The 25,610-nt window shown below is 61.3% G+C and carries 23 protein-coding genes; 22 read left to right on the forward strand and 1 reads right to left on the reverse strand.

Annotated elements, in window-relative coordinates:
• The first annotated feature begins 1 nt into the window (after position 1).
• The 8 genes from rsmH to ACR0NZ_RS00755 all read left to right on the forward strand — a co-directional run bounded on the left by rsmH (position 2) and on the right by ACR0NZ_RS00755 (position 9,206).
• Positions 2 to 994: a 16S rRNA (cytosine(1402)-N(4))-methyltransferase RsmH gene (gene rsmH / locus ACR0NZ_RS00720; protein ID WP_480516278.1), complete on the forward strand. Its 993-nt coding sequence runs from the start codon at positions 2 to 4 to the stop codon at positions 992 to 994.
• Positions 991 to 1,359 carry a cell division protein FtsL gene (gene ftsL / locus ACR0NZ_RS00725; protein ID WP_480516280.1) on the forward strand — a complete coding sequence of 123 codons (369 nt, stop codon included), beginning with the start codon at positions 991 to 993 and terminating at the stop codon, positions 1,357 to 1,359. Before rsmH ends, ftsL begins: the two co-directional genes overlap by 4 nt.
• Complete coding sequence (locus tag ACR0NZ_RS00730; RefSeq protein WP_480516282.1) at positions 1,356 to 3,143, forward strand: peptidoglycan D,D-transpeptidase FtsI family protein; 1,788 nt, start codon at positions 1,356 to 1,358, stop codon at positions 3,141 to 3,143. Before ftsL ends, ACR0NZ_RS00730 begins: the two co-directional genes overlap by 4 nt.
• A 22-nt stretch (positions 3,144 to 3,165) precedes the next feature.
• On the forward strand, positions 3,166 to 4,665 hold the full coding sequence (locus tag ACR0NZ_RS00735) for a UDP-N-acetylmuramoyl-L-alanyl-D-glutamate--2,6-diaminopimelate ligase (protein WP_480516284.1): 1,500 nt from the start codon (positions 3,166 to 3,168) through the stop codon (positions 4,663 to 4,665).
• Positions 4,662 to 6,056, forward strand: coding sequence for a UDP-N-acetylmuramoyl-tripeptide--D-alanyl-D-alanine ligase (locus tag ACR0NZ_RS00740; protein WP_480516286.1), 1,395 nt, complete (start codon positions 4,662 to 4,664; stop codon positions 6,054 to 6,056). The genes ACR0NZ_RS00735 and ACR0NZ_RS00740 overlap by 4 nt, the downstream gene beginning before the upstream one ends.
• A gap of 36 nt (positions 6,057 to 6,092) precedes the next feature.
• The gene (gene mraY, locus ACR0NZ_RS00745) at positions 6,093 to 7,175 is read left to right on the forward strand and encodes a phospho-N-acetylmuramoyl-pentapeptide-transferase (protein WP_480475931.1); all 1,083 of its coding nucleotides are present in this window, start codon (positions 6,093 to 6,095) and stop codon (positions 7,173 to 7,175) included.
• 149 nt (positions 7,176 to 7,324) lie between these two features.
• Positions 7,325 to 8,722, forward strand: a complete 1,398-nt coding sequence (gene murD, locus ACR0NZ_RS00750; RefSeq protein WP_480516288.1) for a UDP-N-acetylmuramoyl-L-alanine--D-glutamate ligase — start codon at positions 7,325 to 7,327, stop codon at positions 8,720 to 8,722.
• Positions 8,723 to 8,831: 109 nt separating this feature from the next.
• A complete protein-coding gene (locus tag ACR0NZ_RS00755) occupies positions 8,832 to 9,206 on the forward strand; it encodes a glycine zipper family protein (protein ID WP_480475937.1) in 375 nt (124 codons plus the stop codon).
• A gap of 23 nt (positions 9,207 to 9,229) precedes the next feature.
• Here ACR0NZ_RS00755 and ACR0NZ_RS00760 read toward each other — a convergent pair whose 3' ends face one another.
• Positions 9,230 to 10,411: a BaiN/RdsA family NAD(P)/FAD-dependent oxidoreductase gene (locus ACR0NZ_RS00760; protein WP_480475939.1), complete on the reverse strand. Its 1,182-nt coding sequence runs from the start codon at positions 10,409 to 10,411 to the stop codon at positions 9,230 to 9,232.
• A gap of 839 nt (positions 10,412 to 11,250) precedes the next feature.
• Between ACR0NZ_RS00760 and ACR0NZ_RS00765 the strand changes: the two genes are divergently transcribed.
• The 14 genes from ACR0NZ_RS00765 to ACR0NZ_RS00830 all read left to right on the forward strand — a co-directional run bounded on the left by ACR0NZ_RS00765 (position 11,251) and on the right by ACR0NZ_RS00830 (position 25,349).
• On the forward strand, positions 11,251 to 13,074 hold the full coding sequence (locus ACR0NZ_RS00765) for an adenylate/guanylate cyclase domain-containing protein (protein WP_480516290.1): 1,824 nt from the start codon (positions 11,251 to 11,253) through the stop codon (positions 13,072 to 13,074).
• A gap of 28 nt (positions 13,075 to 13,102) precedes the next feature.
• Positions 13,103 to 14,260 (forward strand): phosphatase PAP2 family protein, encoded by a 1,158-nt coding sequence (locus ACR0NZ_RS00770; RefSeq protein WP_480516292.1) that lies wholly within the window; start codon positions 13,103 to 13,105, stop codon positions 14,258 to 14,260.
• Between the two features lie 21 nt (positions 14,261 to 14,281).
• Positions 14,282 to 15,883, forward strand: a complete 1,602-nt coding sequence (locus ACR0NZ_RS00775) for a S8 family serine peptidase (protein ID WP_480516294.1) — start codon at positions 14,282 to 14,284, stop codon at positions 15,881 to 15,883.
• Positions 15,884 to 16,072: 189 nt separating this feature from the next.
• Entirely contained in the window at positions 16,073 to 17,236 is a 1,164-nt protein-coding gene (gene ftsW / locus ACR0NZ_RS00780) for a putative lipid II flippase FtsW (RefSeq protein ID WP_480475947.1), read from the forward strand.
• Positions 17,236 to 18,333 carry a UDP-N-acetylglucosamine--N-acetylmuramyl-(pentapeptide) pyrophosphoryl-undecaprenol N-acetylglucosamine transferase gene (locus ACR0NZ_RS00785; protein WP_480475949.1) on the forward strand — a complete coding sequence of 366 codons (1,098 nt, stop codon included), beginning with the start codon at positions 17,236 to 17,238 and terminating at the stop codon, positions 18,331 to 18,333. The genes ftsW and ACR0NZ_RS00785 overlap by 1 nt, the downstream gene beginning before the upstream one ends.
• Positions 18,330 to 19,739, forward strand: coding sequence for a UDP-N-acetylmuramate--L-alanine ligase (gene murC / locus ACR0NZ_RS00790; RefSeq protein ID WP_480493805.1), 1,410 nt, complete (start codon positions 18,330 to 18,332; stop codon positions 19,737 to 19,739). The genes ACR0NZ_RS00785 and murC overlap by 4 nt, the downstream gene beginning before the upstream one ends.
• Positions 19,740 to 19,814: 75 nt before the next feature.
• Positions 19,815 to 20,063 carry a DUF2484 family protein gene (locus ACR0NZ_RS00795; RefSeq protein WP_480516296.1) on the forward strand — a complete coding sequence of 83 codons (249 nt, stop codon included), beginning with the start codon at positions 19,815 to 19,817 and terminating at the stop codon, positions 20,061 to 20,063.
• Entirely contained in the window at positions 20,060 to 20,326 is a 267-nt protein-coding gene (locus ACR0NZ_RS00800; RefSeq protein ID WP_480475955.1) for a DUF2484 family protein, read from the forward strand. The genes ACR0NZ_RS00795 and ACR0NZ_RS00800 overlap by 4 nt, the downstream gene beginning before the upstream one ends.
• 24 nt (positions 20,327 to 20,350) lie before the next feature.
• The gene (locus tag ACR0NZ_RS00805) at positions 20,351 to 20,644 is read left to right on the forward strand and encodes a hypothetical protein (protein WP_209504519.1); all 294 of its coding nucleotides are present in this window, start codon (positions 20,351 to 20,353) and stop codon (positions 20,642 to 20,644) included.
• A complete protein-coding gene (murB, locus tag ACR0NZ_RS00810) occupies positions 20,641 to 21,579 on the forward strand; it encodes a UDP-N-acetylmuramate dehydrogenase (RefSeq protein WP_480493806.1) in 939 nt (312 codons plus the stop codon). Before ACR0NZ_RS00805 ends, murB begins: the two co-directional genes overlap by 4 nt.
• A 102-nt stretch (positions 21,580 to 21,681) precedes the next feature.
• Complete coding sequence (locus ACR0NZ_RS00815; protein WP_480493807.1) at positions 21,682 to 22,605, forward strand: D-alanine--D-alanine ligase; 924 nt, start codon at positions 21,682 to 21,684, stop codon at positions 22,603 to 22,605.
• Entirely contained in the window at positions 22,593 to 23,600 is a 1,008-nt protein-coding gene (locus ACR0NZ_RS00820; protein WP_480475959.1) for a cell division protein FtsQ/DivIB, read from the forward strand. The genes ACR0NZ_RS00815 and ACR0NZ_RS00820 overlap by 13 nt, the downstream gene beginning before the upstream one ends.
• A gap of 8 nt (positions 23,601 to 23,608) precedes the next feature.
• Positions 23,609 to 24,943: a cell division protein FtsA gene (gene ftsA / locus ACR0NZ_RS00825; protein WP_480475961.1), complete on the forward strand. Its 1,335-nt coding sequence runs from the start codon at positions 23,609 to 23,611 to the stop codon at positions 24,941 to 24,943.
• Positions 24,930 to 25,349, forward strand: coding sequence for a hypothetical protein (locus ACR0NZ_RS00830; protein ID WP_480516298.1), 420 nt, complete (start codon positions 24,930 to 24,932; stop codon positions 25,347 to 25,349). The genes ftsA and ACR0NZ_RS00830 overlap by 14 nt, the downstream gene beginning before the upstream one ends.
• Positions 25,350 to 25,610 lie beyond the last annotated feature (261 nt).

The raw sequence follows: 25,610 nt of genomic DNA on the forward strand, positions 1-25,610 counted from the left end.
CATGGCCGGCGCTGCGTCCTCATCTGAAAAACCACATATTCCCGTTCTGCTGCGCCCCTTGCTGGCTGCGGTTGCGCCGGTCACTGGCATTTGGCTGGACGGCACGTTTGGCGCGGGCGGCTACACGCGCGGGCTGTTGGAGGCCGGTGCGGACAAGGTTATCGGTGTAGACCGAGACCCGCTGGCCTTTGAAATGGCGGCAGATTGGGCGCTGGATTACGGCGACCGGCTGGTGATGCAGCCCGGCGTATTCTCGCGCATGGACGAATATGCGCAGGACCTGGACGGCGTTGTACTGGATCTTGGCGTGTCCTCGATGCAGCTGGATCAGGCCGAGCGCGGGTTTTCCTTCATGAAGGACGGTCCGCTAGATATGCGGATGAGCCAGCAAGGCGAAAGCGCCGCCGATCTGGTAAACACCGCGACCGAGGCGCAACTGGCCGATATCCTGTTCCACTATGGCGAAGAACGCGCCAGCCGCCGGATTGCCAAGGCGATTGTCAGGGCACGAACCGAGGCGCCGATCACAACAACCCTGCGACTGGCCGAGATTGTCGAATCCTGTCTGCCGCGTCCGAAACCGGGGCAATCGCATCCCGCAACGCGCAGTTTTCAGGGCCTGCGGATCGCGGTGAATGCCGAATATGAAGAGCTGTTTCAGGGCCTTATGGCTGCCGAACGTGCGCTGAAACCTGGTGGGCAGCTGGCCGTTGTCACCTTCCATTCCATCGAGGACCGGATGGTCAAACGGTTCTTTCAGTCGCGCGCGGGCAAGACAGGGCGTGCGAACCGCTATGCGCCCGAGAAGGAACAGGACCAGCCGCAATTCACGCTGAAGACCCGCAAGGCGGTGGGGCCCGACGAACAGGAATTGCAGGAAAACCCGCGCGCGCGCTCGGCCAAGCTGCGTGTTGCGATCCGTACCGATGCTCCGGCGGGGGAAATTGAGGCCCGCGCCATTGGAACGCCTCAACTTGGGGGAAGGGCAAGATGAAGAGTGTTTTGTATGTGTTGACTGCCCTGTCCGTGTTCGGATTGGCGCTTTGGGCCTATCAGGAGAATTATCGCACCCAACAGGTGGTGAAGGAAACGCAATCCCTGCAACGCGAGATCGGCGTGGCGCAGGTGCGGCTGGCGGTCCTGAACGCCGAATGGGCCTATTTGAACCGCCCCGACCGGCTGCGAGAACTGGCAGACCTGAATTTTGAACGTCTTGGTCTGCTGCCTCTGCGGGCCGAACAGTTCGGGCGCGCCGACCAGATTGCCTTTGCCGAGGATCCTGACCTGCCCATCGTTGACCCGATTGAATTGCAGGCCATCACCGACATTCAGGCCTTGGGCGAGGTGCAGATCCCATGACGCGCACGCCCCTTCGCCCACTGGCCCGTATCCTTGACGCCCGCGCCCGGGGCGATAACCCAAAGGCGATCGAGCGTGAAAACATCCGCAAGCGCCACGAAGACATGAAAGACCGCGCCCGCGCCCGCGCCGAAGGGCGTCTGCTGGTGCTGGGGTTGTTCTTCTTTTGCGCTTTCACGGTGGTTGGCGTCCGCATGGGTATGTTGGCAACGTCCGAGGCGCAGGAGCCGCTGGCCAATGCGCCGGGGGCTGCGATTGCCATGCAGCGCGCCAATATCGTCGACCGCGAAGGGCGCATTCTGGCAACCAATCTGGACACTTATTCCGTCTACGCGCAGCCACCGCTGATGATCGACCCGATTGCGGCAGCAGATCAGCTGGTCGCGATCTTCCCCGATCTGGATAAGGAGCGTCTGGTCAAGGACTTCACCGGCAACCGCAAGTTCCTGTGGATCAAGAAACGCATCTCGCCCGAACAGAAACAGGCCGTGCACGACATCGGTGATCCCGGCATCCTGTTTGGCCCGCGCGAAATGCGCCTCTATCCCAATGGCAAGCTGGCCGCGCACATCCTTGGCGGCTCCGGCTTTGGCCGCGAGGGCGTCAGCGCCGCCGAGGTGATCGGTGTGGCCGGGGTGGAAAAGCAGTTTGACGACTATCTGCGCGATCCCGCCAACGGCAACAAGCCGCTGCAACTGTCGCTGGACCTGACCATTCAGGCCGCGGTCGAACAGGTGCTCTATGGCGGTATGAAGATCATGAATGCCAAGGGTGCATCGGCGGTTCTGATGAATGCGCATACGGGCGAGGTTGTATCCGCCGCCTCGCTGCCCTCATTCGATCCCAATGATCGTCCGCGCCCGCCGACCTCGGGGTTTGATCCCTCAGACAGCCCGCTGTTCAACCGCTATGTGCAAGGCGTGTACGAACTGGGGTCGGTCTTCAAGATTTTCACCGCCGCGCAGGCGGTCGAGCTTGGGCTGGTAAACTCGAACACCATCATCGATACATCCGGCCCGATGAAGATCGGGCGCTTCCCGATTGGTGAATTTAACGGCAAGAATTACGGCAAGATCAGCGTGGCGGATGTGATCGTCCACAGCTCGAACCGTGGCACCGGGCGTCTGGCGTTGCAGATCGGTGCGCAGCGGCAGCAGGACTTTCTGAATGCGCTCGGCATGTTCGAACCGACTCCGTTCGAGATTGTCGAAGCCAAGGGTGGTGTGCCGCTGATGCCGAAGAAATGGGGCGAGCTGAGCACCGTGACCATCTCCTACGGCCATGGCCTGTCAACCAGCCCGATGCATCTGGCGGCGGGATATGCGGCGATTGCCAATGGCGGGCACTATGTCAGCCCGACCATCCTGCGCCAGAACGGTCCGCAATACGGCCCCCGCGTGATGTCGCAGGGAACCGCGCGTCAGGCGCAGAAAATGCTGCGCAAGGTGGTGACGGATGGCACTGCCAGCTTTGGCGAAGTGCAAGGGTATGACGTGGCTGGCAAGACCGGCACGGCAGACAAGCCCAAGCCACGCGGCGGGTATTACGAAGACAAGGTCATCGCCACTTTCGCAACGATCTTCCCGGCCTACGATCCGAAATATGTTCTGATCGTCACGCTGGATGAACCCTCGATCGTGGCTTACGGTGAAAAACGCCGAACTGCAGGCTGGACAGCAGTGCCTGTAGCTGCCGAACTTATCGGTCGCGTGGCACCTCTGCTGGGCTTGCGTCCCCGGCTTGAGCCTGAGGCGGGCGCTGCTATAACGCTGACCTCAAACTAGGCTGTCCGGCAAGAGGTGGGTCATGGGCACAAGGTCAAAGAAACTCAGCCAACTGGCCCTGACCGCGCGAGGCGGGGTAAACCCCGAGATCACCGGGCTGGCCGTTGACAGCCGCGAGGTGAAAGACGGTTTCCTGTTTGCAGCCCTTCCCGGCACGCGGGTTCATGGTGGTTCGTTCATCCAATACGCCCTGCGCATGGGGGCCGCCGCCATCCTGACCGATGCCGAAGGGGCGAGAATCGCAGCAGCTGAACTTGCGGCGTCGGATGCGGCGCTGGTGGTTGTCGAAGACCCGCGTCAGGCGCTGGCCGGGGCCGCCGCCCTGTGGTTCGGCGCGATGCCGCAGACCATTGTCGCGGTCACCGGAACAAACGGAAAAACCTCGGTGGCCACCTTTGTGCGCCAGATCTGGACCGAACTGGGCCATGCCGCCGTCAACCTTGGGACAACCGGTGTCGAAGGGGCATGGACAGCACCGCTGGCCCATACTACGCCCGAGCCGATCACCCTGCATCGCTGTCTGGCGGAAGCCGCCGAAAACGGCGTGACCCATGCCGCGATGGAGGCCTCGTCCCACGGCCTCGAACAGCGCCGCCTGGATGGCGTGCACCTGACCGCTGCCGGGTTTTCGAACTTCACGCAGGACCATCTGGATTACCACGAGACTTTTGAAGCGTATTTCGCAGCAAAGGCCGGGTTGTTCGACCGGGTTCTGCCACAGGATGGCACCGCGGTTATCAATCTGAGCGATCCCAAGGGGTCTCGGGTCCGCCGGATCGCCGAGGCGCGCGGTCAATCGGTGTTGACCGTCGGGTTGGGCGACGCCGATCTGTGCCTGATCAACCAGCGGTTCGATGCCACCGGGCAGGACCTGCGATTTGCGTGGCAGGGCCGGACCTTCCAGACCCGCCTGAACCTGATCGGAGGGTTCCAGGCCGAAAACATCCTGCTGGCTTGCGGTCTGGTGATTGCTGCGGGCGACAGCCCCGAACGGGTTTTTGAAACACTGCCGCATCTGACCACCGTGCGCGGGCGTATGCAGCTGGCCGCAACCCGCGACAACGGCGCGACAGTTTTTGTGGATTACGCGCACACCCCCGACGCCGTGGCCACCGCCCTCAAGGCGCTGCGTCCGCATGTGATGGGCCGCCTGATTGCCATTGTCGGCGCGGGCGGCGACCGCGATGCCACGAAACGCCCGCTGATGGGCAGGGCGGCCTCGAACTATGCGGATATGGTTTTCGTCACCGATGATAACCCGCGCAGCGAAGACCCCGCCGCCATCCGCGCCGCCGTCATGGCAGGTGCACTCGAGGCAGCGGGCGACGTCAGCGTGACCGAGGTCGGCGACCGCGCCGAAGCCATTCTGCGCGGCATCGATGCCCTGCAACCCGGCGACGCACTGCTGATTGCGGGCAAGGGCCACGAAACCGGGCAGGTCGTCGGCGATCAGGTACTGCCCTTTGATGATGTGGAACAGGCCAGCATTTCCGTCGCCGCGCTGGACGGGAGGGTCGCATGACGCTCTGGACAGCATCCGAGGCCGCTCAGGCAACAGGCGGGCGGGTCACGACCGATTGGACCGCTGATGGTGTCTCCATCGACACGCGAACCCTTCAACCCGGTGATCTGTTTGTTGCGCTGAAAGCGGCGCGGGACGGGCATGAATTCGTGGCCCAAGCGCTTGAGAAAGGCGCGGGCGCGGCTTTGGTCTCGCATATTCCCGACAACGTATCGCCTGATGCGCCACTGCTGATCGTCGATGATGTTCAGGCGGGGCTCGAGGCTTTGGGGCAGGCGGCACGCGCCAGAACGAATGCGCGTGTGGTGGGGGTGACCGGCAGTGTCGGCAAGACATCGACCAAGGAAATGCTGGCCGTGATCCTCGAAACACAAGGCAAAACCCATGCCAGCGTGGCCAGTTACAACAACCACTGGGGCGTTCCGCTGACCCTTGCACGGATGCCGTGTAACACTGAATTCGCAGTGATCGAGATCGGAATGAACCATCCGGGCGAGATTGCCCCGCTGGCCCGGCAGGCCCGCCCGCATGTGGCGCTGGTTACAACCGTGGCGGCGGTGCATCTGGAAGCCTTCGAGTCCGTCGCTGGTATCGCCCATGAAAAAGCAGCGATCTTTGAAGGGCTCGAACCCGGTGGCGCGGCAATCGTCAATGCAGATATCGACCACGCAGATATCCTGCGCCAAACGGCGCTTGGGCAGGGGGCCGGAATCGTGGATTTCGGCCAAGGCGCAACGGATTACCGGCTGACCGACGTTCAGCAGGCGGCGAACACCGTGAAAGCCGAGGCAGCCGTTGGTGAACAGGTAATCCGATTTGAGGTGAACTCTGCCGGTACGCATTTCGCCATGAACGCGCTGGGGGCCTTGGCAGCCTGCGTTGAATTGGGTGTTGATCTCGATGACGCCGTCGCAGGTCTGCGCGCATGGTCCCCGGTCAAGGGGCGCGGCGTACGGGAAAGCATTCCTCTGCCCGGCGGCGGGCAGATCGAACTGCTGGATGACAGCTATAACGCCAACCCGACCTCGATGGAGGCCGCGCTGGATGTACTCGCTGCCTCACAAGGCAAACGCCGCATCGCCATTCTGGGCGACATGAAAGAGCTGGGCACACAGGAAGTGGCGATGCACGCCGCCATGGCCGATGCCGAAGCGATGGCACATGTCGATCAGGTGCATTGTATCGGCCCGTTGATGCGGGCACTGCACCACGCGCTGCCCCCTGCCAAACGCGGTCTCTGGTCCGAAACCAGCGCCGAGATGGCCGGACGGTTGCCGTCGCTGGTCAGGGACGGCGATACTGTTCTGGCCAAGGGCTCTCTCAGCATGGGATTGGCCTCGATTGTTGACGGTCTGCGCAAAATGGGGCAAGGGGGCGCGCTTGATGGGTGATCACGCCCATGCGCCTCGTGTGAGAAAGGTATTGTCATGCTGTACTGGTTGACCGCCCTGTCGGATGGTGGGGATTTCTGGAACCTCTTCCGGTATATCACCTTCCGCGCAGGCGGTGCCTTCATGACGGCACTGATCTTTGGGTTCATCTTCGGAAAGCCCCTGATCAACGTGCTGCGCAGAAAGCAGGGCAAGGGCCAGCCGATCCGCAATGATGGCCCCGAGGGGCATTTTTCCAAGGCAGGCACGCCAACAATGGGCGGGTTGCTGATTGTCGGTGCTCTTGTGACCTCGACCCTTGTCTGGGCACGTCTGGACAACCCTTACGTCTGGATGGTGCTTTTCGTGACCCTGTCTTATGCGGCCATTGGATTCGCGGATGACTATGCCAAGGTGTCGAAACAGAACACCAAGGGCGTTCCGGGGCGGATGCGCCTTGCCTTGGGCGTGATCATCGCGGTGCTGGCCGCGCTCTGGGCGACGTTGCACCACCCCGAAGCGTTGCAGAATCAACTGGCCGTGCCGGTGTTCAAGGACACGCTGGTCAATCTGGGTATCTTCTATATCCCGTTCTCGATTGTCGTGATCGTAGGGGCCGCCAACGCGGTAAACCTGACCGACGGTCTGGACGGTCTGGCCATCATGCCAGCGATGATCGCCGCCTCGACGCTGGGCGTGATCGCCTATGCCGTGGGCCGCGTCGACTTTACCGAATATCTCGACGTGCATTACGTGCCGGGCACGGGTGAGATCTTTATCTTCACCTCTGCGCTCTTTGGTGCGGGTCTGGGATTTCTGTGGTACAACGCCCCCCCGGCGGCGGTCTTCATGGGCGATACCGGATCGCTGGCGCTGGGCGGCGCGCTGGGCGCCATTGCCGTGGCCACCAAGCACGAGCTGGTTCTGGCCGTCGTCGGCGGCCTGTTCGTGGTCGAGGCGCTGAGCGTGATCATTCAGGTCCTCTACTTCAAACGCACCGGCAAGCGGGTTTTCCTGATGGCCCCGATCCATCATCATTATGAGAAAAAGGGCTGGGCCGAGCCTACCATCGTCATCCGCTTCTGGATCATCTCGCTGATTCTGGCGATGATCGGTCTGGCAACGCTGAAGGTGCGGTAACGCTCCCGCCAGGTTCGAAGGGCCTGCGGCCCTCCTGCCACCTGTTGGGCCCGGCTCGCGCCGCAGCACGAGCCTGACACGCCCCTTGTCATTGAGATTTTCTTCAGTGCAGTGTGGCCTCCAAATCCAAATCAAAGAAGGTGGGTAGAATGATCCCGGTCAAAGGCTTTTCAGGGCAGAAAGTTGCGGTTCTGGGATTGGGCCGGTCCGGCCTGGCAACCGCACGCGCCTTGCGCGCAGGCGGGGCGGAGCCGGTCTGCTGGGATGACAACCCGACAGCTCGCGCCATAGCCGAGGGCGAAGGATTCTCCTGTGCCGACCTGCGTAAACAGGGGGCGTTTGACACCATTGCCACGCTCATCGTTTCGCCGGGCATTCCGCATCTTTATCCCGAACCCAACCCCGTGGTTGCCGCAGCCTTCGACGCAGGCGTGCCTGTGGACAATGATATCGGGCTGTTCTTCCGCTCTTTTGCGGGGCCGGAATGGAGCAACTATGACACTCCACCACGGGTCATCGCGGTCACCGGCTCGAACGGGAAATCAACCACTGCTGCTCTGATCCATCACATCCTGACCGAGGCCGGGCGCGAGGCGCAGCTGGCCGGAAATATCGGGCGCGGTGTTCTGGATATCGATCCGGGTGGCGATGGTTCGGTCGTGGTGCTGGAACTTTCCAGCTATCAGACGGAACTGGCCCGTGCGCTGACCCCGGATGTGGCGGTGTTCACCAACCTTTCGCCAGATCATCTGGACCGCCACGGCGGCATGGGGGGATATTTCGCGGCCAAACGGCGCCTCTTTGCCGAAGGCGGCCCGGACCGCGCGATCGTCGGCATCGATGAAACCGAAGGCGCCTTTCTTGCTGGCCAACTGGCCGAAGGGCCAGCGGATGACCGCGTAATTCGTATCTCGGTAACGCGAAAGCTGACGGGGCCGGGATGGCAGGTCTTTGCGCGCAAGGGGTTTTTGTCGGAATACCGCAAGGGGCGGCAGGCCGGGTCCATCGACCTGCGCGCGATCAAGGGCCTTCCCGGTGCCCATAACCACCAGAACGCCTGCGCGGCGTATGCGGCCTGCCGGTCGCTGGGCCTTGCGCCACGCGTGATCGAAGACGCGCTGCACTCGTTCCCGGGCCTGCCCCACCGCAGCCAGATCATCGCCGAGGCCGACGGGGTTACCTATGTCAACGACTCCAAGGCGACCAATGTCGACAGCGCCCTGAAAGCGCTTATGGCGTTCAAAAAGATCCGATGGATCTGTGGCGGCCTTGAAAAGGAAGGCGGTGTCGCAGCCCTGAACGCAGCAGCGGATCAGGTGATCAAAGCCTATGTTATCGGTCGTGAGGCGGCGGGCTTTGCGATGCAACTGACGTCCGACGCACAGGTTTGTACCACGATGGAGGCGGCAGTGGCGCAGGCCATGGCGGATGCACAGGCGGGCGAGACCGTTCTGCTGGCCCCGGCAGCAGCAAGTTTCGATCAATATGACAATTTCGAACAGCGTGGCGACGATTTCACAGCGCAGGTGCAAAAACGGCTGGGCTAACACCGCACCTGCAACAGCCTGCCGGTACGTGTGGACATTTTTCAGTCAGATTGACACTTTGTTGGAATTGAGGTTGCGTCACCTTAAGTTCAATAAAGAGGAAGCGGAAATGTCTGCACGCAAAATTCTCTCCATCCTTCCCGTCGTTGCGCTGGCCGGGGCCTGTGCCAATAGCGGGGCAAATTATGTTCCTATCATCGACGGGCCTGTGGGGCCGAACTACCAGTCCGATCTGGCCAATTGTCAGGCGCTGGCGCGGTCCCGTCCGACGCTGGACAGCAACACCGCGGGCGCTGCCGCCATCGGCGCGGCCGGTGCTGCGGCAACCACGGCAATTATCGACAACAGCGCCAGCGATCTTGGCCGTGCGGCGGCGGCCGGTGCTCTGGTCGGTGTGGGTGCCAGTGCGATCAGCAACACCCAGAACCAGGAAGTGATCGTGCGCAACTGCATGCGCGGTCGCGGCTACAACGTCGTAGGTTAATGCCGCGCAAACGGAAGTGTAGGTTAATGCCTGGCGGCAATGGCAACACCTGCGGCATGGCCTGATGACCACGCCCATTGAAAGTTGTAGCCGCCAAGCCACCCGGTGACATCCACCGCTTCGCCAATCGCATAGAGGCCAGGGACATCCTTGGCCTCCATCGTTTTCGACGACAGATCATCGGTATCTATTCCGCCCAGTGTGACCTCGGCAGTGCGATACCCTTCGGTTCCCGACGGTACCAGCCGCCAGTCAGACAGGGCCGCGACCAGTTCAGACAGCTTCGCGTCCGACTGATCGGCCAGATTGCCGGACATCGGAATGACTTGGCTCAGATACTCGACCAGCCGGGACGGCAGATGCCGCGCAAGTTCCGTTGTCAGCGCCTTGCGCCCGGCGTTTTGCCGTTGCGCACGCAGCAGATCGAACAGGGGCAGTTCGGGGATCAGGTTCACGCCGATCTCCTCACCTTCGCGCCAATAAGAGGACAGCTGCAAAACGGACGGCCCGCTGAGGCCGCGATGGGTGAACAACAGCGCTTCGTCAAAACTTGTGCGTTCGTTAGAAAGCCGCACGGGCAGGGAAACACCGGACAGGTCCTTGAACCGGCCATCCGAAAAGGTGAATGGCACCAGCGCCGCGCGGGTGTCGGTCACCCGCAGGCCAAACTGCCGGGCAATGTCATAGGCCAGCCCGGTCGCGCCCATCTTGGGGATGGATTTGCCCCCCGTGGCCAGCACCAGATTGGCACAGGTCAGATGCAGGCGCTGCCCCTCACGCTCGACCTCCAGCGCGAATCCGGTGCCATCCTTGCGCAGATCACGCAGCGCGGTCTGGACCCACAGCTCGGCGCCGGCGCGGCTCATCTCGTCCAGCAACATCTGGATGATCTGCTTTGAAGAGCCATCACAGAACAACTGCCCAAGCGTTTTCTCATGCCATCCGATGCCGTGCCGGTTCACCAGATCGACAAAATCCCACTGCGTAAACCGGGCCAGCGCGGACTTGCAGAAATGCGGGTTTTGCGACAGGAAGTTGTCCGGGCCTGCATACATATTGGTGAAATTGCACCGCCCTCCGCCTGAGATGCGAATTTTCTCGCCCGGCGCCTTGGCGTGGTCGATCACCAGCACCCGCCCACCGCAACGGGCCGCGCACATCATGCCTGCCGCTCCGGCGCCCAATATGATCGTATCGAACCTCATGCACCGCCCTTGGCGTGGATTTTCGGCGATGACAAGGGTGAAACCCGGCGCATCGGGCCTGAGGCAAAAGATTTAGTTGTCAGGTGAATGATTCCCGGAAAATCGGGGCCTGCGGGCGGTGACACCCTTGCACGGGGGCCGGTTTGGGCTGGTTGTCGGGATTTTGCACGGGTGTTTCGGGGCTGGGCTGGAAGGGCGCAGATCGCAGAAAACTACGTTAGGGTCCGATCAAATTGGGGCACCGTTCAGGTTGTGCAAGGCATCTGATCCCGCCACGTGTGGGGCCACCAAACAGGGTGGTGACTGGCTTGACCGGCTGAAACGGCGCGGGCCGGGCAACGTTCGGATACTTTTTGGAGAATCGATTTCCGGTACCAGTCAGCCGCTGTTGCGTCGTACTGTCCGCCCGGTTCAGCGGCAACAGGAAGGTCCAATGCCAAGGACTTGACCGGGGTCAGCCCTCGCGCACTCCTAACGGGAAGTCTTGCCGCATCAGCCCGTCTTGCCCGCCAAGCACCAAGCGCCACAGATGCCGGGTAAATTGGCCAAATTACACCGAAAAATATGTGCAAAAATAAAAATATGTCGACGGAAGTTCACTAAAACAATACAATATCCCTTATTATTTTGAACTTAACGCATTTTAGAAACCAAATCTCATCAGCGGGCCGATTAATGCCTCGTGATTTCCATTCAGGCCCGTGGCCCGTCCCGCGCAATGCAGCGCCATTCACACCCGTCGGCTGCATTTGCAATCGCAACACGCCTCTGATGCGTGCCAGCCCGCCTGTTTTCGGGGTGGCACATTTCAACAAGTTAAAGAGTTCCGAGACACGATCATGGGTATTAATCTGAATTTGAACAATCCAAGCGACCTTCCCAAGGCGCGGCTCAGGGCGATCCTGTTCCTTGATGCATGTGATTACTCTGCCGCCGTCCGCGAGGCCGAGCTTGAAACGCTGGCCAGAATCCGCCGCGATCTGAACTGCGTCAGCGATCTGGTTAACAGCTTTCGGGGCCGGGTGACCGGCCTGACCGGTGACGGGCTATGCGCCGTCTTTCCAAGTGCGCGTGCCGCCGTCGAAACTGCGCTGGGGGTGCAGGATGTCCTGACCCATGCCCCCGACCGGTACGCCAAGGGGTATCGAATTGGGATACATCTGGGCGACACGTTCGAGGTTGACCAGCAGATCATCGGTGACGCCGTGAACACGGCAGCGCGCATCGAAAGCGTTGGTTCATCCGGCGAGGTTCTGGTCTCAAGCGTTGTGCGCAATGCGCTGCGCGGGCGGCAGGATTTCCTGTTCAACTCGATCGGGCGGCCCAATCTCAAGAATATCGGTGCCTCGCTCGAGCTGTTTAAAGTTGCACGCGCAACAATCGACGTCCCCTATGAGAAGGACGGAAAAGAACAGCCGGTTCCTGTTCCCGCCAACCCAACGGCTTTCCGGTCAGAACAGCTGTCGTTCACCTTACCGCGCCCGAATTTCGTGATCGGTCTGTTGTCTCCGGATGTAGGCGGTGGTTCCGAAACCGCGGCATTCGTGTCCAACATCGTTGCGGAACAGCTGTCCAAATCCCTTACCGAAACCGAAGCGCTTGAGGTTCAGGATTACCGGGTGCCGCAGATTGCGTTCCCGCAGGAACCTTTGTCGGCAGGGCCTGACCTGTTCCTGCAATGCCGCGCCTCGACCTGTGGCAGCATGTTGCAAGTGTCCGCCACAGCAATGCGGTCGGAAGACAGGAAAGTGATCTGGAGCCAGAATGTAGTGGCCGATCAAGGTGACTTTCTGGGTCAAAACTGCTCTGGGCTGACGTCGTTCATCAGTTATGCCACCGACGCCTTGCTGACGGCCTTGCTGAACGGGCGTCACATGCGCGACCCGGCCGCCCATCACGCGGCGAAAACCGCCGTTGCCGCCGTGCATCACCTGCTGACCATGACCGGGCCGGGGCTGGACCAGCTCGAGGCCGATATTCTGGCGGCTTACGAGCTTGATCCCAAGCCGGTCTACCTTGCGTGGCTGGCTTATGTCACGACCTTCAAGGTCGGCGAACGGTACGGTACCTGGGATGCCGCGCTGGAAGCGCAGGCGCGCGATCTGGCCCGCCGCGCGGTCGAGGCTGACCCGGATAACGGCACCGTTCTGGGCCTTGTCGCCCACGTGCATTCCTACGTGTTCCGAGAGTTTTCGGTGGCGCAGGATCTGGTCGACCGCGCGCTCGAGCTCAGCCCTTATCGGGCGATGAGCTGGGATTCAGCCGCCATGCTTTATTGCTACACGGATCGTCCGGCGCTGGCGGTTGAAGCCGCGCAGAAGGCGCGGCTTATCGGGCGGCACAGCCCATACCGGCACCTGTTCGACGGGGCCGGTTGCGTCGCCGCGCTGGTCAATGGCGAGTTCGAGAAATCCATCAGGTTCGGAGAATCCGTGATGGAGGTTCAGCCGCAGTTCAAAACCGTCATGCGCTATCTGGCTGCGGCTTACGGGCACGCAGGTGACCGGCAGCGAGGCGAGTTCGCCTTGCAGCGGCTGACCAACCTGGAACCGGACATGTCGCTGGCCTGCATCCAGCAGGATCGGTTCCCGGTGCCAACACGGTTCAGCGCGCAACTGATGGAAAGCGGCCTGTCCAGGATCGGATTGCCGCAACACGCTTGAAGTAGGGGTAAAAGTAGGGGGTTTACTTATGTCTTACGTGTCCACGCTCAATGATTTTGGCATGATGGCCCGACGTGGAGAGCTGATTTCCTGCAAAGTGGTGAAATTGATGAACCTTGCCGGAACCGGTGGTCTCGGTGCCTCACCGGGGGACAATCGAAAGGCGTTGGACAATTTCATTTACGACGCGCAGAGGGAAAGCTTCATCGATTACCTCAATGCCATTCATGATCTGGATCCCGAGTTGCTGGATATTGAAAAACTGCGCGAGCTTACCGAGTTCATGCAGAACGAAGAATTCATCGACCCCTTCAGGTCTGACAGCCGTGTAAAAGGTGCGAAAGACGAAGAGATCGGGAAACGCTCTGCCCTCGGCGCGGCGTCTGTCGCGATGAGCGCATCTTCGGCATTCGCACTGAACCGAAACCGCAATAGAAACCGCAATCGGAACAGAAACCGGAACCGAAACAGAAATCGCAATCGTAACAGAAACCGCAGCGATTTTGACGTCGGCGGCAGCGATGCCTCCTTCGGCTGGCGCGAGATGCGCGATCTGTGCCGGATCGGTATGCTGCCCGCATCCGGATTGCTGGGCAAGGTCTGGGAAAATATCGATCTTCTGCCGCCACCGGGGCCTGACGAAAGCATGAAGGAAACTGAATACCTGCTGATCCTGCAAGGGCGGCTCAAGTGGTCAAATCAGGCAACACGGCGCGAGGAAATCGTGGCACAGGCAGGCTTTGGCATCGATGAATATCTCAGTCCGCTGGGCATTGACGAGAAGGGCGGCTTTGATGCGACCCGCGCGCTGATGACGATCCTGCTGGAACTGACGAATGAAATCGGCCTGACCTACAAGAACCGCTTCAGCCGGCCCAGACCCAATATTATCCAGCCGCTGATCCGGCCCTTTCTTCCGGTGCCTTATCATGCGGCTTACCCCTCGAACCACTCCTACCAATCCTTCGCGATTGCCGAACTGTTCTCGCGTCTGATCCCCGAACATCCGGGCACTGTCGCTTTGTTCCACCGCGCCCAGCGGATTGCTGAAAACCGCGAATGGGCCGGTTTGCATTATCCAAGCGACACAGCCGCCGGGCGAAGTCTGGCCAGAAAAACCGTGGCTTACCTGACCGAGGTTCTGGACGAACTGATGGACGAAGCACAAGACGAATGGCTGGGCTAAGGATCAACGCGAGGTGACGAAATGACCGCAGGAAACGAAGACTACGCACGCTATTACTATCTCTGGCATCTGGTCGCGATCAAAGCCTTGACCGTCAAGGCGCCCCTACCAGCCGACGGAGAGACCTGCCCGGAAATCGATACCGCGACCTGGGATTTCACAGGTCCCGCTCTGGCCGAGGCGAAAATCGCCCTGATCGACATGGGCGTGGCCCCGCATCACCCGAACCTGAAATCGCCGGACACCGGACCGGTTCCGGCGGACAGGGTCATTCGGGACGACGCCCTTGATCTGGCCAGCCACCCGTTCGGCGTCAAATACATCGACCGGTCGACTGTTGCGGCAGGGGCCGAGCATATCGAAGAACAGGTGCAACATCTGTCGGGCATTCAGGACCCCTTGGGCATTCCGGGCCTGACCTCTCAGGAACGGCGGGTGATTGCCGGGCTGAGGTCGGGTTTCGGCGTCAAACGTTACATCGATGCCTATGACGATCGCTATGCCGGGCACGGCACCAGCTGTGCCGGGCTGGCCTGCGGAACCAGCTTTGCAGCCGATCAATTCGGCAATACCGGCAATATCGCGGCGTATTACGGGGTCGATCCCAAAAGCAGGATTATTCCGATCACGACGTCGATCTCGCCCAGCCCGGAAGAATTGATTGCGGCGTTTCTTTATGCCCTCCACAAAGGCGCGCATGTCATCCTGTTTCCGCGCGATGCCGCGAACCCTGCTCATTGGCCGGGATATAGATTTCGCCCTGCCACTGGCACCGAGCCGTTCTATCCGGGTCTGGACTCGCACGAAAAGACCCGCCTGCACGAGACGAGGCGCGACGAACCCGACGGCGACGCGCGCGACATCTCGATGGCATGGTCGGCGCTGGACAAGATCATCAAATGGGTCAGCACGAGAATTCCGGTGGTCTGTGCCGCTGGCAATGACGGTCGAAGCGAGTTGATTTATCCTGCCAGCTTGTCTGGTGATCCAACCAACGGGATCATCTCGGTGGGGGCCGTCAACTATAATGGCACCCGGTCCGGGTATTCGAACTACTCTGCTGATCTGACCGTATCCGCCCCTTCGGATGACGGTGAGATATACAACCGCTATCAAATTCGTCTGGACCGTGATGCAGCCTCGGCCACTGACTTCCATCTGGAAAACCCGAAACATCACCTGAAACGCGACGGCAGTGGTGACGCGATCCCGATTGTCGATTTCGCATCTCAACGGTTGGTGACGTTGGATGTGCCGGGCCCGCGGGGCTATGTCGAAGGCAGCCTTGCCGCGGCTGTCGAAACCCGAAAAAAGGCTGTGGATGATCCTGCCGGGCTTTATACTGAATTCGGCGGAACTTCGGGGGCCTCGGCCCTCGTTGCAGGGGCGATCGCGATGATGCAGCGAAAGTCGCCCAATGTTCTCAATGGTGTGCAGATCAAAGCCATCTTCAAGAACCTCGAAACATCTGCAACGCGTTTCGACAACACCCACTGGTATTGGTCCTCTGCCGCAGGAACCCTGCAAGCTGACGCGATCAACGGTTACACGCCACCCCCCAGGGCCGAACTGTTCGGTGTGGCGGGGTTGCTGGATGTGCCGCTGCTGCTGACCAAAGTCTGACAGCCCGCCGCCTTCCGCCCGGTGGCCGTCGCAACACGGCTGACCGGCGGTCCGGGTGTGCGGCACGGGTCTTGGGCGGGAAATCCCGATTTGCCCGCGAACAGGCTGGCCTGATCGCCAAATTGCATGTAGACTTTCAGCCAGATCCCGAAAACGGGGCGTTAACGAGGCAGAGAGTGGCGGTATCTCATGACTGAGATGGTGTATGGCGCGGTCCAGGACCAGCGCGGAGAACCGATTCTACCGAAATGGTGGCGTACTATCGATCGCTGGACGATGTCCTGCGTTCTGATCCTGTTTACCATCGGACTGTTGCTGGGGCTGGCCTCTTCGCCGCCGCTGGCCGGTCGTAACGGGTTCGATCCCTTCCATTATGTCGAGCGCCAGGCCTTCTTTGGCGGATTGGCTCTGATCGCGATGCTGCTGACCTCGATGATGTCTCCAACCTTGGTGCGGCGTCTGGCCGTTCTGGGTTTTCTGGGGGCCTTCGTCGCTCTGGTCTTCCTGCCGGTGTTTGGAACGGATTTCGGCAAAGGCGCGGTGCGCTGGTATTCACTGGGCTTTGCCTCGCTGCAACCGTCCGAGTTTCTGAAACCCGGCTTTGTCGTCGTGGCTGCATGGCTGCTGGCCGCCTCGCAGGAAATCAACGGTCCTCCGGGGCGGTTGTGGTCCTTTGCGCTCTGCATGGCCATCGTGGCCATGTTGGTGATGCAACCCGATTTCGGTCAGGCCTGCCTGATCCTGTTCGGCTGGGGCGTCATGTATTTCGTGGCCGGGGCCCCGATGCTGCTGTTGCTGGGCATGGCCGGTGTTGTCGTTCTGGGCGGGATGTTGGCCTATTCGAATTCCGAACACTTTGCCCGCCGCATCGACGGCTTTCTGAATCAAGAGGTCGATCCGACCACCCAGCTTGGCTATGCAACCAACGCCATCCGCGAAGGCGGGTTGTTCGGCGTCGGCGTGGGGGAAGGGCAGGTGAAATGGTCACTGCCCGATGCCCATACCGATTTCATCATCGCCGTCGCGGCCGAGGAATACGGCCTGATCCTCGTCATGATCATCATTGCGCTGTATGCGCTGATCGTCGTGCGCTCGCTGCTGCGGCTGATGCGCGAACGCGACATGTTCATTCGTTTGGCCGGTACCGGTCTGGCCTGCATGTTTGGCGTTCAGGCGATGATCAACATGGGTGTTGCGGTACGTCTGTTGCCCGCCAAAGGCATGACTTTGCCGTTCGTCAGCTATGGCGGCTCGTCGCTGATTGCAGGCGGTATTGCCGTCGGCATGCTGCTGGCCTTCACCCGAAACCGCCCACAGGGCGAACTAGGCGATATTCTGCGCGGACGAGGATAATGGGGAACCCTTACCTGTTGATTGCGGCTGGCGGCACCGGGGGCCATATGTTCCCCGCTCAGGCGCTGGCCGAGGCGATGCTGCACAAGGGCTGGCGCGTGCGCCTGTCCACCGACCCGCGCGGTGCGCGCTATACCGGCGGCTTTCCCCATTCGACTGAAATTGTCGAGGCGTCCTCGGCCACCTTCGCCCGTGGCGGTCTGGCGGCCAAGGCGATGGTTGGCCCGATTATCGCTGGTGGTGTCACCAGCATGGTCTTCCAGATGATGCGCGACAAACCCGATGTTGTCGTAGGCTTTGGCGGTTATCCCTCGATCCCGGCGCTGGGCGCAGCGACCCTGCTGAAAGTTCCGCGGATGATCCATGAACAGAACGGGGTACTGGGCCGCGTGAATCAGCTGTTTGCAACCCGCGTTGCACAGGTGGCCTGCGGCGTCTGGCCGACGGATCTGCCTGAAGGCGCGCATGGCATCCACACTGGCAACCCGGTACGTGCCGCGGTTCTGGACCGCGCCGCCGCCGGGTATATCCCGCCGGGTGACTATCCGATGTCGGTTCTGGTGATGGGCGGCTCGCAGGGTGCGCGCATCCTCAGCGATATGGTGCCCGGTGCGATTGCCGCGCTGCCCCAAGACCTTCGCGCGCATATCCGTGTCTCGCATCAGGCGCGGGATGAAGATGGCGAACGGGTCAGCGCATTCTACCAAGATCATGGTATCCGCGCCGACGTTCAGCCCTTCTTCGATGACATTCCCCGCCGCATGTCGGATGCGCAGCTTGTGATCTCGCGCTCGGGCGCGTCCAGCGTGGCCGATATCTCGGTCATCGGTCGCCCTTCGATCCTGATCCCGTTTGCTGCTGCCGCCGGGGATCATCAGACCGCCAACGCGCGCGGGCTGGTCCAGGCCGGCGGGGCCATCATGATCCCGGAAAATGCGCTTGACGTTCCCACGCTGACACAGCAAATCACCACGGTTCTCACGAACCCCGAAGCCGCACAGAAAATGGCCCATGGTGCCCTGTCGGTCGGGGCGCCCGATGCCACCCAGCGTCTGGTCGCTCTGGTCGAGCAGCTGGCGCAGAAGGAGACCACATGAACCCAGCAACCAAACTGCCGCAGGACGTAGGGCCGATCCATTTTGTGGGCATCGGCGGGATCGGCATGTCGGGCATCGCCGAGGTGCTGCTGAACCTGGGGTATCAGGTACAGGGCTCCGATTTGAAAGCCTCGAAGATCACCGACCGGCTGGCCAGTTTGGGAGCCGAGATTTTCGTCGGCCAGCGCGCCGAAAACCTTGAAAACGCCGCCGTCGTGGTGGTCTCGACCGCAATCAAACCGGGCAACCCGGAGCTGGACCAAGCCCGCGCCCGAGGGCTGCCGGTTGTCCGCCGCGCCGACATGCTGGCTGAACTGATGCGCCTGCGCTCGAACATTGCCATTGCCGGAACACACGGCAAGACCACCACGACGACCATGATGGCCGAACTGATGGTGGCCGGCGATTTCGATCCGACCGTGATCAATGGCGGCATCATCCACGCCTATGGATCGAACGCGCGGATGGGGCAGGGCGAATGGATGGTGGTCGAAGCCGACGAGAGCGATGGCTCGTTCAACCGCCTGCCCGCAACCATTGCCATTGTCACCAATATCGACCCCGAGCATATGGAACATTGGGGTGATTTCGACAGGCTGCGCGACGGCTTTTACGAATTCGTCTCGAACCTGCCATTCTACGGTCTGGCCGTCTGCTGCACCGATCATGCCGAGGTTCAGGCCCTTGTCGGCCGCATCACCGACCGCCGCGTGCGCACCTATGGGTTCAACGCGCAGGCGGATGTGCGGGCTGTGAACCTGACCTATAAGGGCGGCGTGGCGCATTTCGACATCCACCTGCAATACGAAGACAAGATGATCGAAGGCTGCACCCTGCCGATGCCCGGCGATCACAACGTCTCAAACGCGCTGTCCGCTGTGGCTGTCGCCCGCCATCTGGGCATGAAAGCTGCGGAAATCCGCGATGCGCTGGCCAATTTCGGCGGCGTCAACCGTCGCTTTACAAAGGTCGGAGAAATCGACGGTGTCACCATCATCGACGATTACGGCCACCACCCGGTCGAAATCGCCGCCGTTCTCAAGGCCGCCCGTCAGGCGACCGAAGGCCGCGTGATTGCGGTGCATCAGCCGCACCGCTATTCCCGACTGTCCAACCTGTTTGATGATTTCTGCACCTGCTTCAACGACGCCGATGTTGTGGCGATTGCCGAGGTTTTTGCCGCTGGCGAAGACCCGATCGAAGGTGCCTCGCGCGACGATCTGGTGCAGGGCCTGATCCGTCACGGCCACCGCCACGCCCGTGCGCTGCTGGATGAAGACGACCTTGAGCGCCTCGTGCGCGAACAGGCCCGTCCGGGCGATATGGTCGTCTGCCTCGGGGCCGGTACGATCAGCGCCTGGGCCAATGGCCTGCCCGAGAGATTGCAAAGAAAACAAGCTGTTTGACGCGTCATTTGTTTGTCGCACAACTTAAAAGTGTGATACTCTGACTGCAGCAGTCGCGTGTCCTCGGAGGGGCGAATGGACTATTCGATGATCTTTGCAGCGCTTTGGGTGATCTGCGCCACCATCGTGGCAATGTTGCCGATGCGGCTGCAATTCCCGCCGGGGTTTGTCCTGCTGATCTGCGCACCAGTGCTGGTCGTGTGGCTTGGGTATGTCCATGGCTGGTTCTGGTCGGTCGCGGCATTTGCCGGGTTCGTGTCGATGTTTCGCAACCCCATCCGGTATTACTGGCGCAAATGGACAGGGCACGAGGTCGCGGAATGACATGGTCTATCGCTCTGGCGGCCCTGTGGGGCTTTGCCGCCAACATCCTTGCGCTGATCCCCAGTACCGACAACCACTGGACGCGCGCCTATATCCTGATCATCGTGGGCATTCCCATCGTCGGCTATGTCACCTATGAAAACGGCCCCTGGATCGGTTTGCTGGTGCTGGCAATGGGCATGTCCGTGCTGCGCTGGCCGGTGATTTATCTGACCCGTTGGACAAAGGCGAAAATGCAGGGCATGAAGGCGGCCAAAGAATAACCGGCCAACTTCAGGAGATCTGTCATGGCGACAATCGCCACATTTGCCTATCTACCGCTCGTTTCCTTCGTTCTGGGTGCCGCTGCCGGGTTTACGGCGGGCCGCTGGCTTGGCCTGCGCAGCCTTCTGTGGCTGATCGGGCTGACATCCGCGGTTGGTCTGGGGCTGATCGTCGTGCTGGCCGGTGTCGGAACGGGTGAAGAAGACAAGGCGTTCGGCCCGCTGGTCTGGTTGACTGCCGGCGTTCTCCCCTTCCTTTTCGCCGCAATCATGGGCGGGGTCGGTGGGCGCAGCCTGGCGGTGCGCGCGACTACATGACACGGCTTCCCCCTGTCCTTCCTGACGTCCGGGGCCGCCTGTCCAAAGCGCGTAACCTGTCTGACCTCACATGGCTCCGCGTCGGTGGGCCGGCGGATTACCTGTTTCAACCTGCCGATATCGAAGACTTGCAGGCCTTCCTGCGCGATCTGCCGGATGGTGTGCCGGTCTTCCCGATGGGGGTCGGCTCGAACCTCATCGTGCGCGATGGTGGCTTGCGGGCCGTGGTGATCCGGCTGGGGCGCGGGTTCAACGCCATCTCGGTTGAGGGCAATACGGTCATCGCGGGCGCTGCCGCACTGGACGCGCATGTTGCGCGCAAGGCCGCGGATGCGGGTGTGGACCTGACCTTTCTGCGCACCATCCCCGGCTCGATCGGGGGCGCGGTGCGGATGAATGCGGGCTGTTACGGCAGCTACACGGCGGACGTGCTGCGCAAGGCCACCATTGTCACCCGGCAGGGCGACCTGCGGGACCTGACGACCGAGGAACTGAACTTTCGCTATCGCCAGTCCGACTTGCCCGAAGGCGCCGTTCTGATTTCGGCCACGTTCGAAGGCCCGTCCGGCGATCCCGATGATCTTCATGCCCGAATGGAAGCGCAACTGAAAAAGCGTGACGAAACACAGCCCACCAAGGACCGCAGCGCCGGATCGACGTTCCGCAACCCGGCCGGGTTTTCTTCGACCGGGCAGGCCGATGACGTGCATGACCTCAAGGCGTGGAAAGTGATCGACGATGCCGGAATGCGCGGTGCGGCACGCGGCGGGGCGCAGATGAGCCCGAAACACTCGAACTTCCTGATCAATACCGGCACCGCCACCGCTGACGACCTCGAAGGCCTGGGCGAAGAGGTGCGAAAAAAGGTTTACGAAACAAGCGGCATCACGCTAGAGTGGGAAATCATGCGGGTCGGTGATCCGCTAAAAGAATAAAGCCCCGACCGTCAGACCAAAACAGGCAAATTCAGGCGACGGATCAAAGGCATAAACGCAGTACGGACCACCACATAAGGTCCGGGGACATTGAGGCGCACATTGGGTATGTCGAGCAGGACAAACCCCAAAGTGGCGGTATTGATGGGCGGCCCCTCGGCGGAACGCGAGGTGTCTCTCAGCTCTGGGCGCGAATGCGCAGCCGCCCTTGTGGGAGAAGGCTTTGAAGTGGTCGAACTGGACGCAGGTCCCGACCTCTATGCGCGCCTGTTGGATATTCAGCCGGATGTGGTTTTCAACGCCCTGCATGGCCGCTGGGGCGAGGATGGCTGCGTGCAGGGGATGCTGGAATGGATGCGTATTCCCTATACCCATTCGGGCGTTCTGGCCTCGGCCCTTGCCATGGACAAGCAACGCAGCAAGGACGTCTATCAGGCCGAAGGTCTGCCCGTTGTCCCCAGTGTGATCGTCCCGCGGGCCGAAGTGACCCGCGCCCATGTGATGGAACCGCCCTATGTGGCCAAGCCCAATAACGAAGGGTCCAGTGTCGGCATCTACATCGTTCACGAAAACGCCAACGGCCCGCCGCAGCTGTCCGAAGACATGCCCGACCAGATCATGGTCGAGAAATACGTGGCCGGGCGCGAGCTGACCGTGACCGTCATGGGCGACCGCGCCCTGACCGTGACCGAGATCATGACCGATGGCGGCTGGTACGATTATGACGCCAAGTACAAACCCGGCGGATCATGGCACGTGGTCCCCGCCGATATCCCGCAGGATATCTTTGATCGCTGTATGGATTATGCCTTGCGCGCGCATGATGCTTTGGGCTGCAAGGGTGTCAGCCGCACCGATTTTCGCTGGGATGACAGCGCGGGTGCTGATGGGCTGTTTCTGCTGGAAACCAACACCCAGCCGGGCATGACACCCACCTCGCTGGCCCCGGAACAGGCCGCGCATATGGGCATGACATTTGGTCAGCTCTGCGCCTGGATGGTTAAGGACGCCTCATGCAACCGTTAATCGCCAGCCGCTCTCTGGAAATCCATCGCACCAAGCCCCTTGCCGGGCCGGATGCCGATTTTGCCTCGGCAGATACGGAACCGCATGACACCCAGCCCATTCTGCGTCTGCGCGGGGCGCGGGTGTTTTCCCGCACCGCACGCCGCAGCGATCCGGCCCCGTCGCGCCTCAGCTATCGTCTTCAGCGCTGGATGCTGACACCGGGCATCCGTCTGGGCGTCAAGCTTGGCCTGCCGATCTGCGCCATTGCCGCGGCAGTTGGCGTCTATTTTGCCTCTCAGGAACGGCGCGAAGCGCTTGGTACCTATATTGCCGATATTCGCACCTCGATTCAGGAACGCCCCGAGTTCATGGTCAACCTGATGGCCATCGACGGGGCAGGCACCAGCCTGTCCGATGATATCCGCGAGGTCGTGCCTCTGGATTTCCCGATCAGTTCCTGGGATCTGGATGTCGAACAGATGCGCGACACGATCACCGGGCTTGATCCGGTGAAATCGGCAACCGTACGTATCCGTCCGGGCGGCATCCTTCAGGTCAACGTGGTCGAGCGTCAGCCCGTGATTGTCTGGCGGACGCATGACGGGCTCGAACTGCTCGACGAGACCGGCGCGCATGTCAAGGAAACCACCTCTCGCAAGGACCATGCCGACCTGCCGCTGATCGCGGGCGCGGGCGCGGATGCCCATGTGGCACAGGCGCTCGAGATCTTTCAGACCGCCCGCAGCCTGGGCAATCGTGTGCGCGGGCTGGTGCGCGTGGGTGAACGGCGCTGGGATCTGGTCCTGGACCGTGGCCAGCGCATCATGCTGCCGACCGAGCGCCCGGTGCGCGCGCTGGAGCGCGTGCTTGCGGTGAACGAGGTGCAGGACCTTCTGGAACGCGACGTGGCCGTGGTCGACATGCGCCTTGGCCAGCGTCCCACCATCCGAATGACCAAAGCCGCCAGCGAAGACTGGTGGAATACAAAAGTGACACTGAGTAACGGGCAGTAACGAGCATGATGACCGATCTTTATCAGTCCCAACGCGCCATGCGCCAAATGCGGCGCCAGGCATTGCAACGCGGTGTGATCGCGATTCTGGATGTGGGCAGTTCCAAGATTGCCTGCCTCGTTCTGCGTTTTGACGGATCGGGCCGGCTGAGTGAAGATAACACCATCGGCTCAATGGCGGGGCAGACTGGGTTTCGGGTTATAGGGGCCGCAACGACACGTTCGCGCGGCGTGCAGTTTGGCGAAGTCACCGCCATGCAGGAAACCGAACGCGCCATCCGCACCGCGCTTCAGGCCGCACAGAAGATGGCCGATATCCGTGTCGATCACGTCATCGCCTGTTTCTCGGGGGCCAACCCGCGCTCTTACGGGCTGGACGCACAGGTTGATCTGGATGGCCAGCTGGTGACCGAGGCCGAAGTGGGTCGTGTTCTGAACGCATGCGACGTGCCGGATTACGGCGACGGGCGCGAAGTGCTGCACGCACAGCCGGTCAACTTTGCGCTCGACAACCGCTCGGGCCTGATCGACCCGCGCGGGCAGATGGGCCAAAGCCTTGCGGTCGATATGCACATGCTGACCGTCGATGCGATGGCGATCCAGAACATCGTGCGCTGTATCAAACGCTGCGATCTGGAACTCGCCGGGATTGCGAACTCGGCCTATGTCTCGGGAATCTCCGCGCTGGTCGAAGATGAGCAGGAACTCGGCGCGGCCTGTATCGACATGGGCGGCGGCACCACCAGCGTTTCGATCTTCATGAAGAAACACATGATCTATGCCGATTGCGTGCGTATGGGCGGCGATCACGTGACCGCCGATATCTCGATGGGGCTGGGTGTGCCCGCGGCTGTGGCGGAACGGATCAAGACGTTCAATGGCGGCGTTCATGCGACCGGCGCTGATGACCGCGACATGATCGATATCGGCGGCGATACCGGTGACTGGGAACACGACCGCCGCACGGTCAGTCGGGCCGAACTGATCGGCATCATGCGTCCGCGCGTCGAGGAAATTCTAGAAGAGGTCCGCGTGCGTCTGGATGCGGCCGGGTTTGAACACATGCCAAGCCAGCAGATCGTTCTGACCGGTGGCGGCAGTCAGATCATGGGGCTGGACGGCCTGGCGACCCGCATCCTTGGTCAACGCGTGCGTCTGGGCCGCCCGCTGCGAGTGCATGGCCTGCCGCAATCGGCGACAGGACCGGCGTTCTCGTCCTCAGTGGGGCTCAGCCTGTTTGCGGCGCACCCGCAGGACGAATGGTGGGATTTCGAAATCCCGGTCGATACCTACGCCGCGCGCCCGTTCAAGCGGGCCGTCCGGTGGTTCCGTGACAATTGGTAGACACCTGCAACGGGCCGCGCTGTGTACGGCCCTGTTGCCGGGATGGGTTTCGGCCCAGACCATCATCACGCCCGAGGCATTTCTGGATGCCGCCGTCGGCAAAACGCTCACGTTCCATGAGATTCGCAGCGGCTATTTCGTCGGGACCGAGCAATTTCTGAACCGTCACGTTTCGGTTTGGCGACAAGAGGGGCAGGGCTGTGTCTATGGGCAGATCACCACGCCAAACGGTCAGATCTGCTTTCTCTATGACAATGATCCGGATGGTATTCCCGTCTGCTGGTGGCCCTTCCTGCACGAAGGCCGTCTGATGGTGCGTCTGGCCTCGTTTGCAGAAAGCGAAATCCAGGAGGTGCGCAGCATCACCGAAACCAGCCTGAACTGTCCAAGTGCGCCGCTCAGTTGAAAAATCCGGTTGCGGCGCGCCGATTTATCCCTCAAGATATCCACAAGGCCCGGCAGAGGCCTCGCGGCAGGACCTGAGCAGTTTTCCGCAGTGTAAATGATGGTCGACCAAAGCGTGACGAACGGCTGAGTCCTCGCGCCGGGGTCGTCTGCCTTGTGATGGTCGCCGATGTTTCCGCTATATCTGGCAGTACCCGCGAAATGCCGCCGGTTTCTGCCTTATTTCCTCCATATTTTGTGGTGAATCGCGATTTTTGACGTG

This window comes from Ruegeria sp. AE3 (assembly GCF_056542225.1).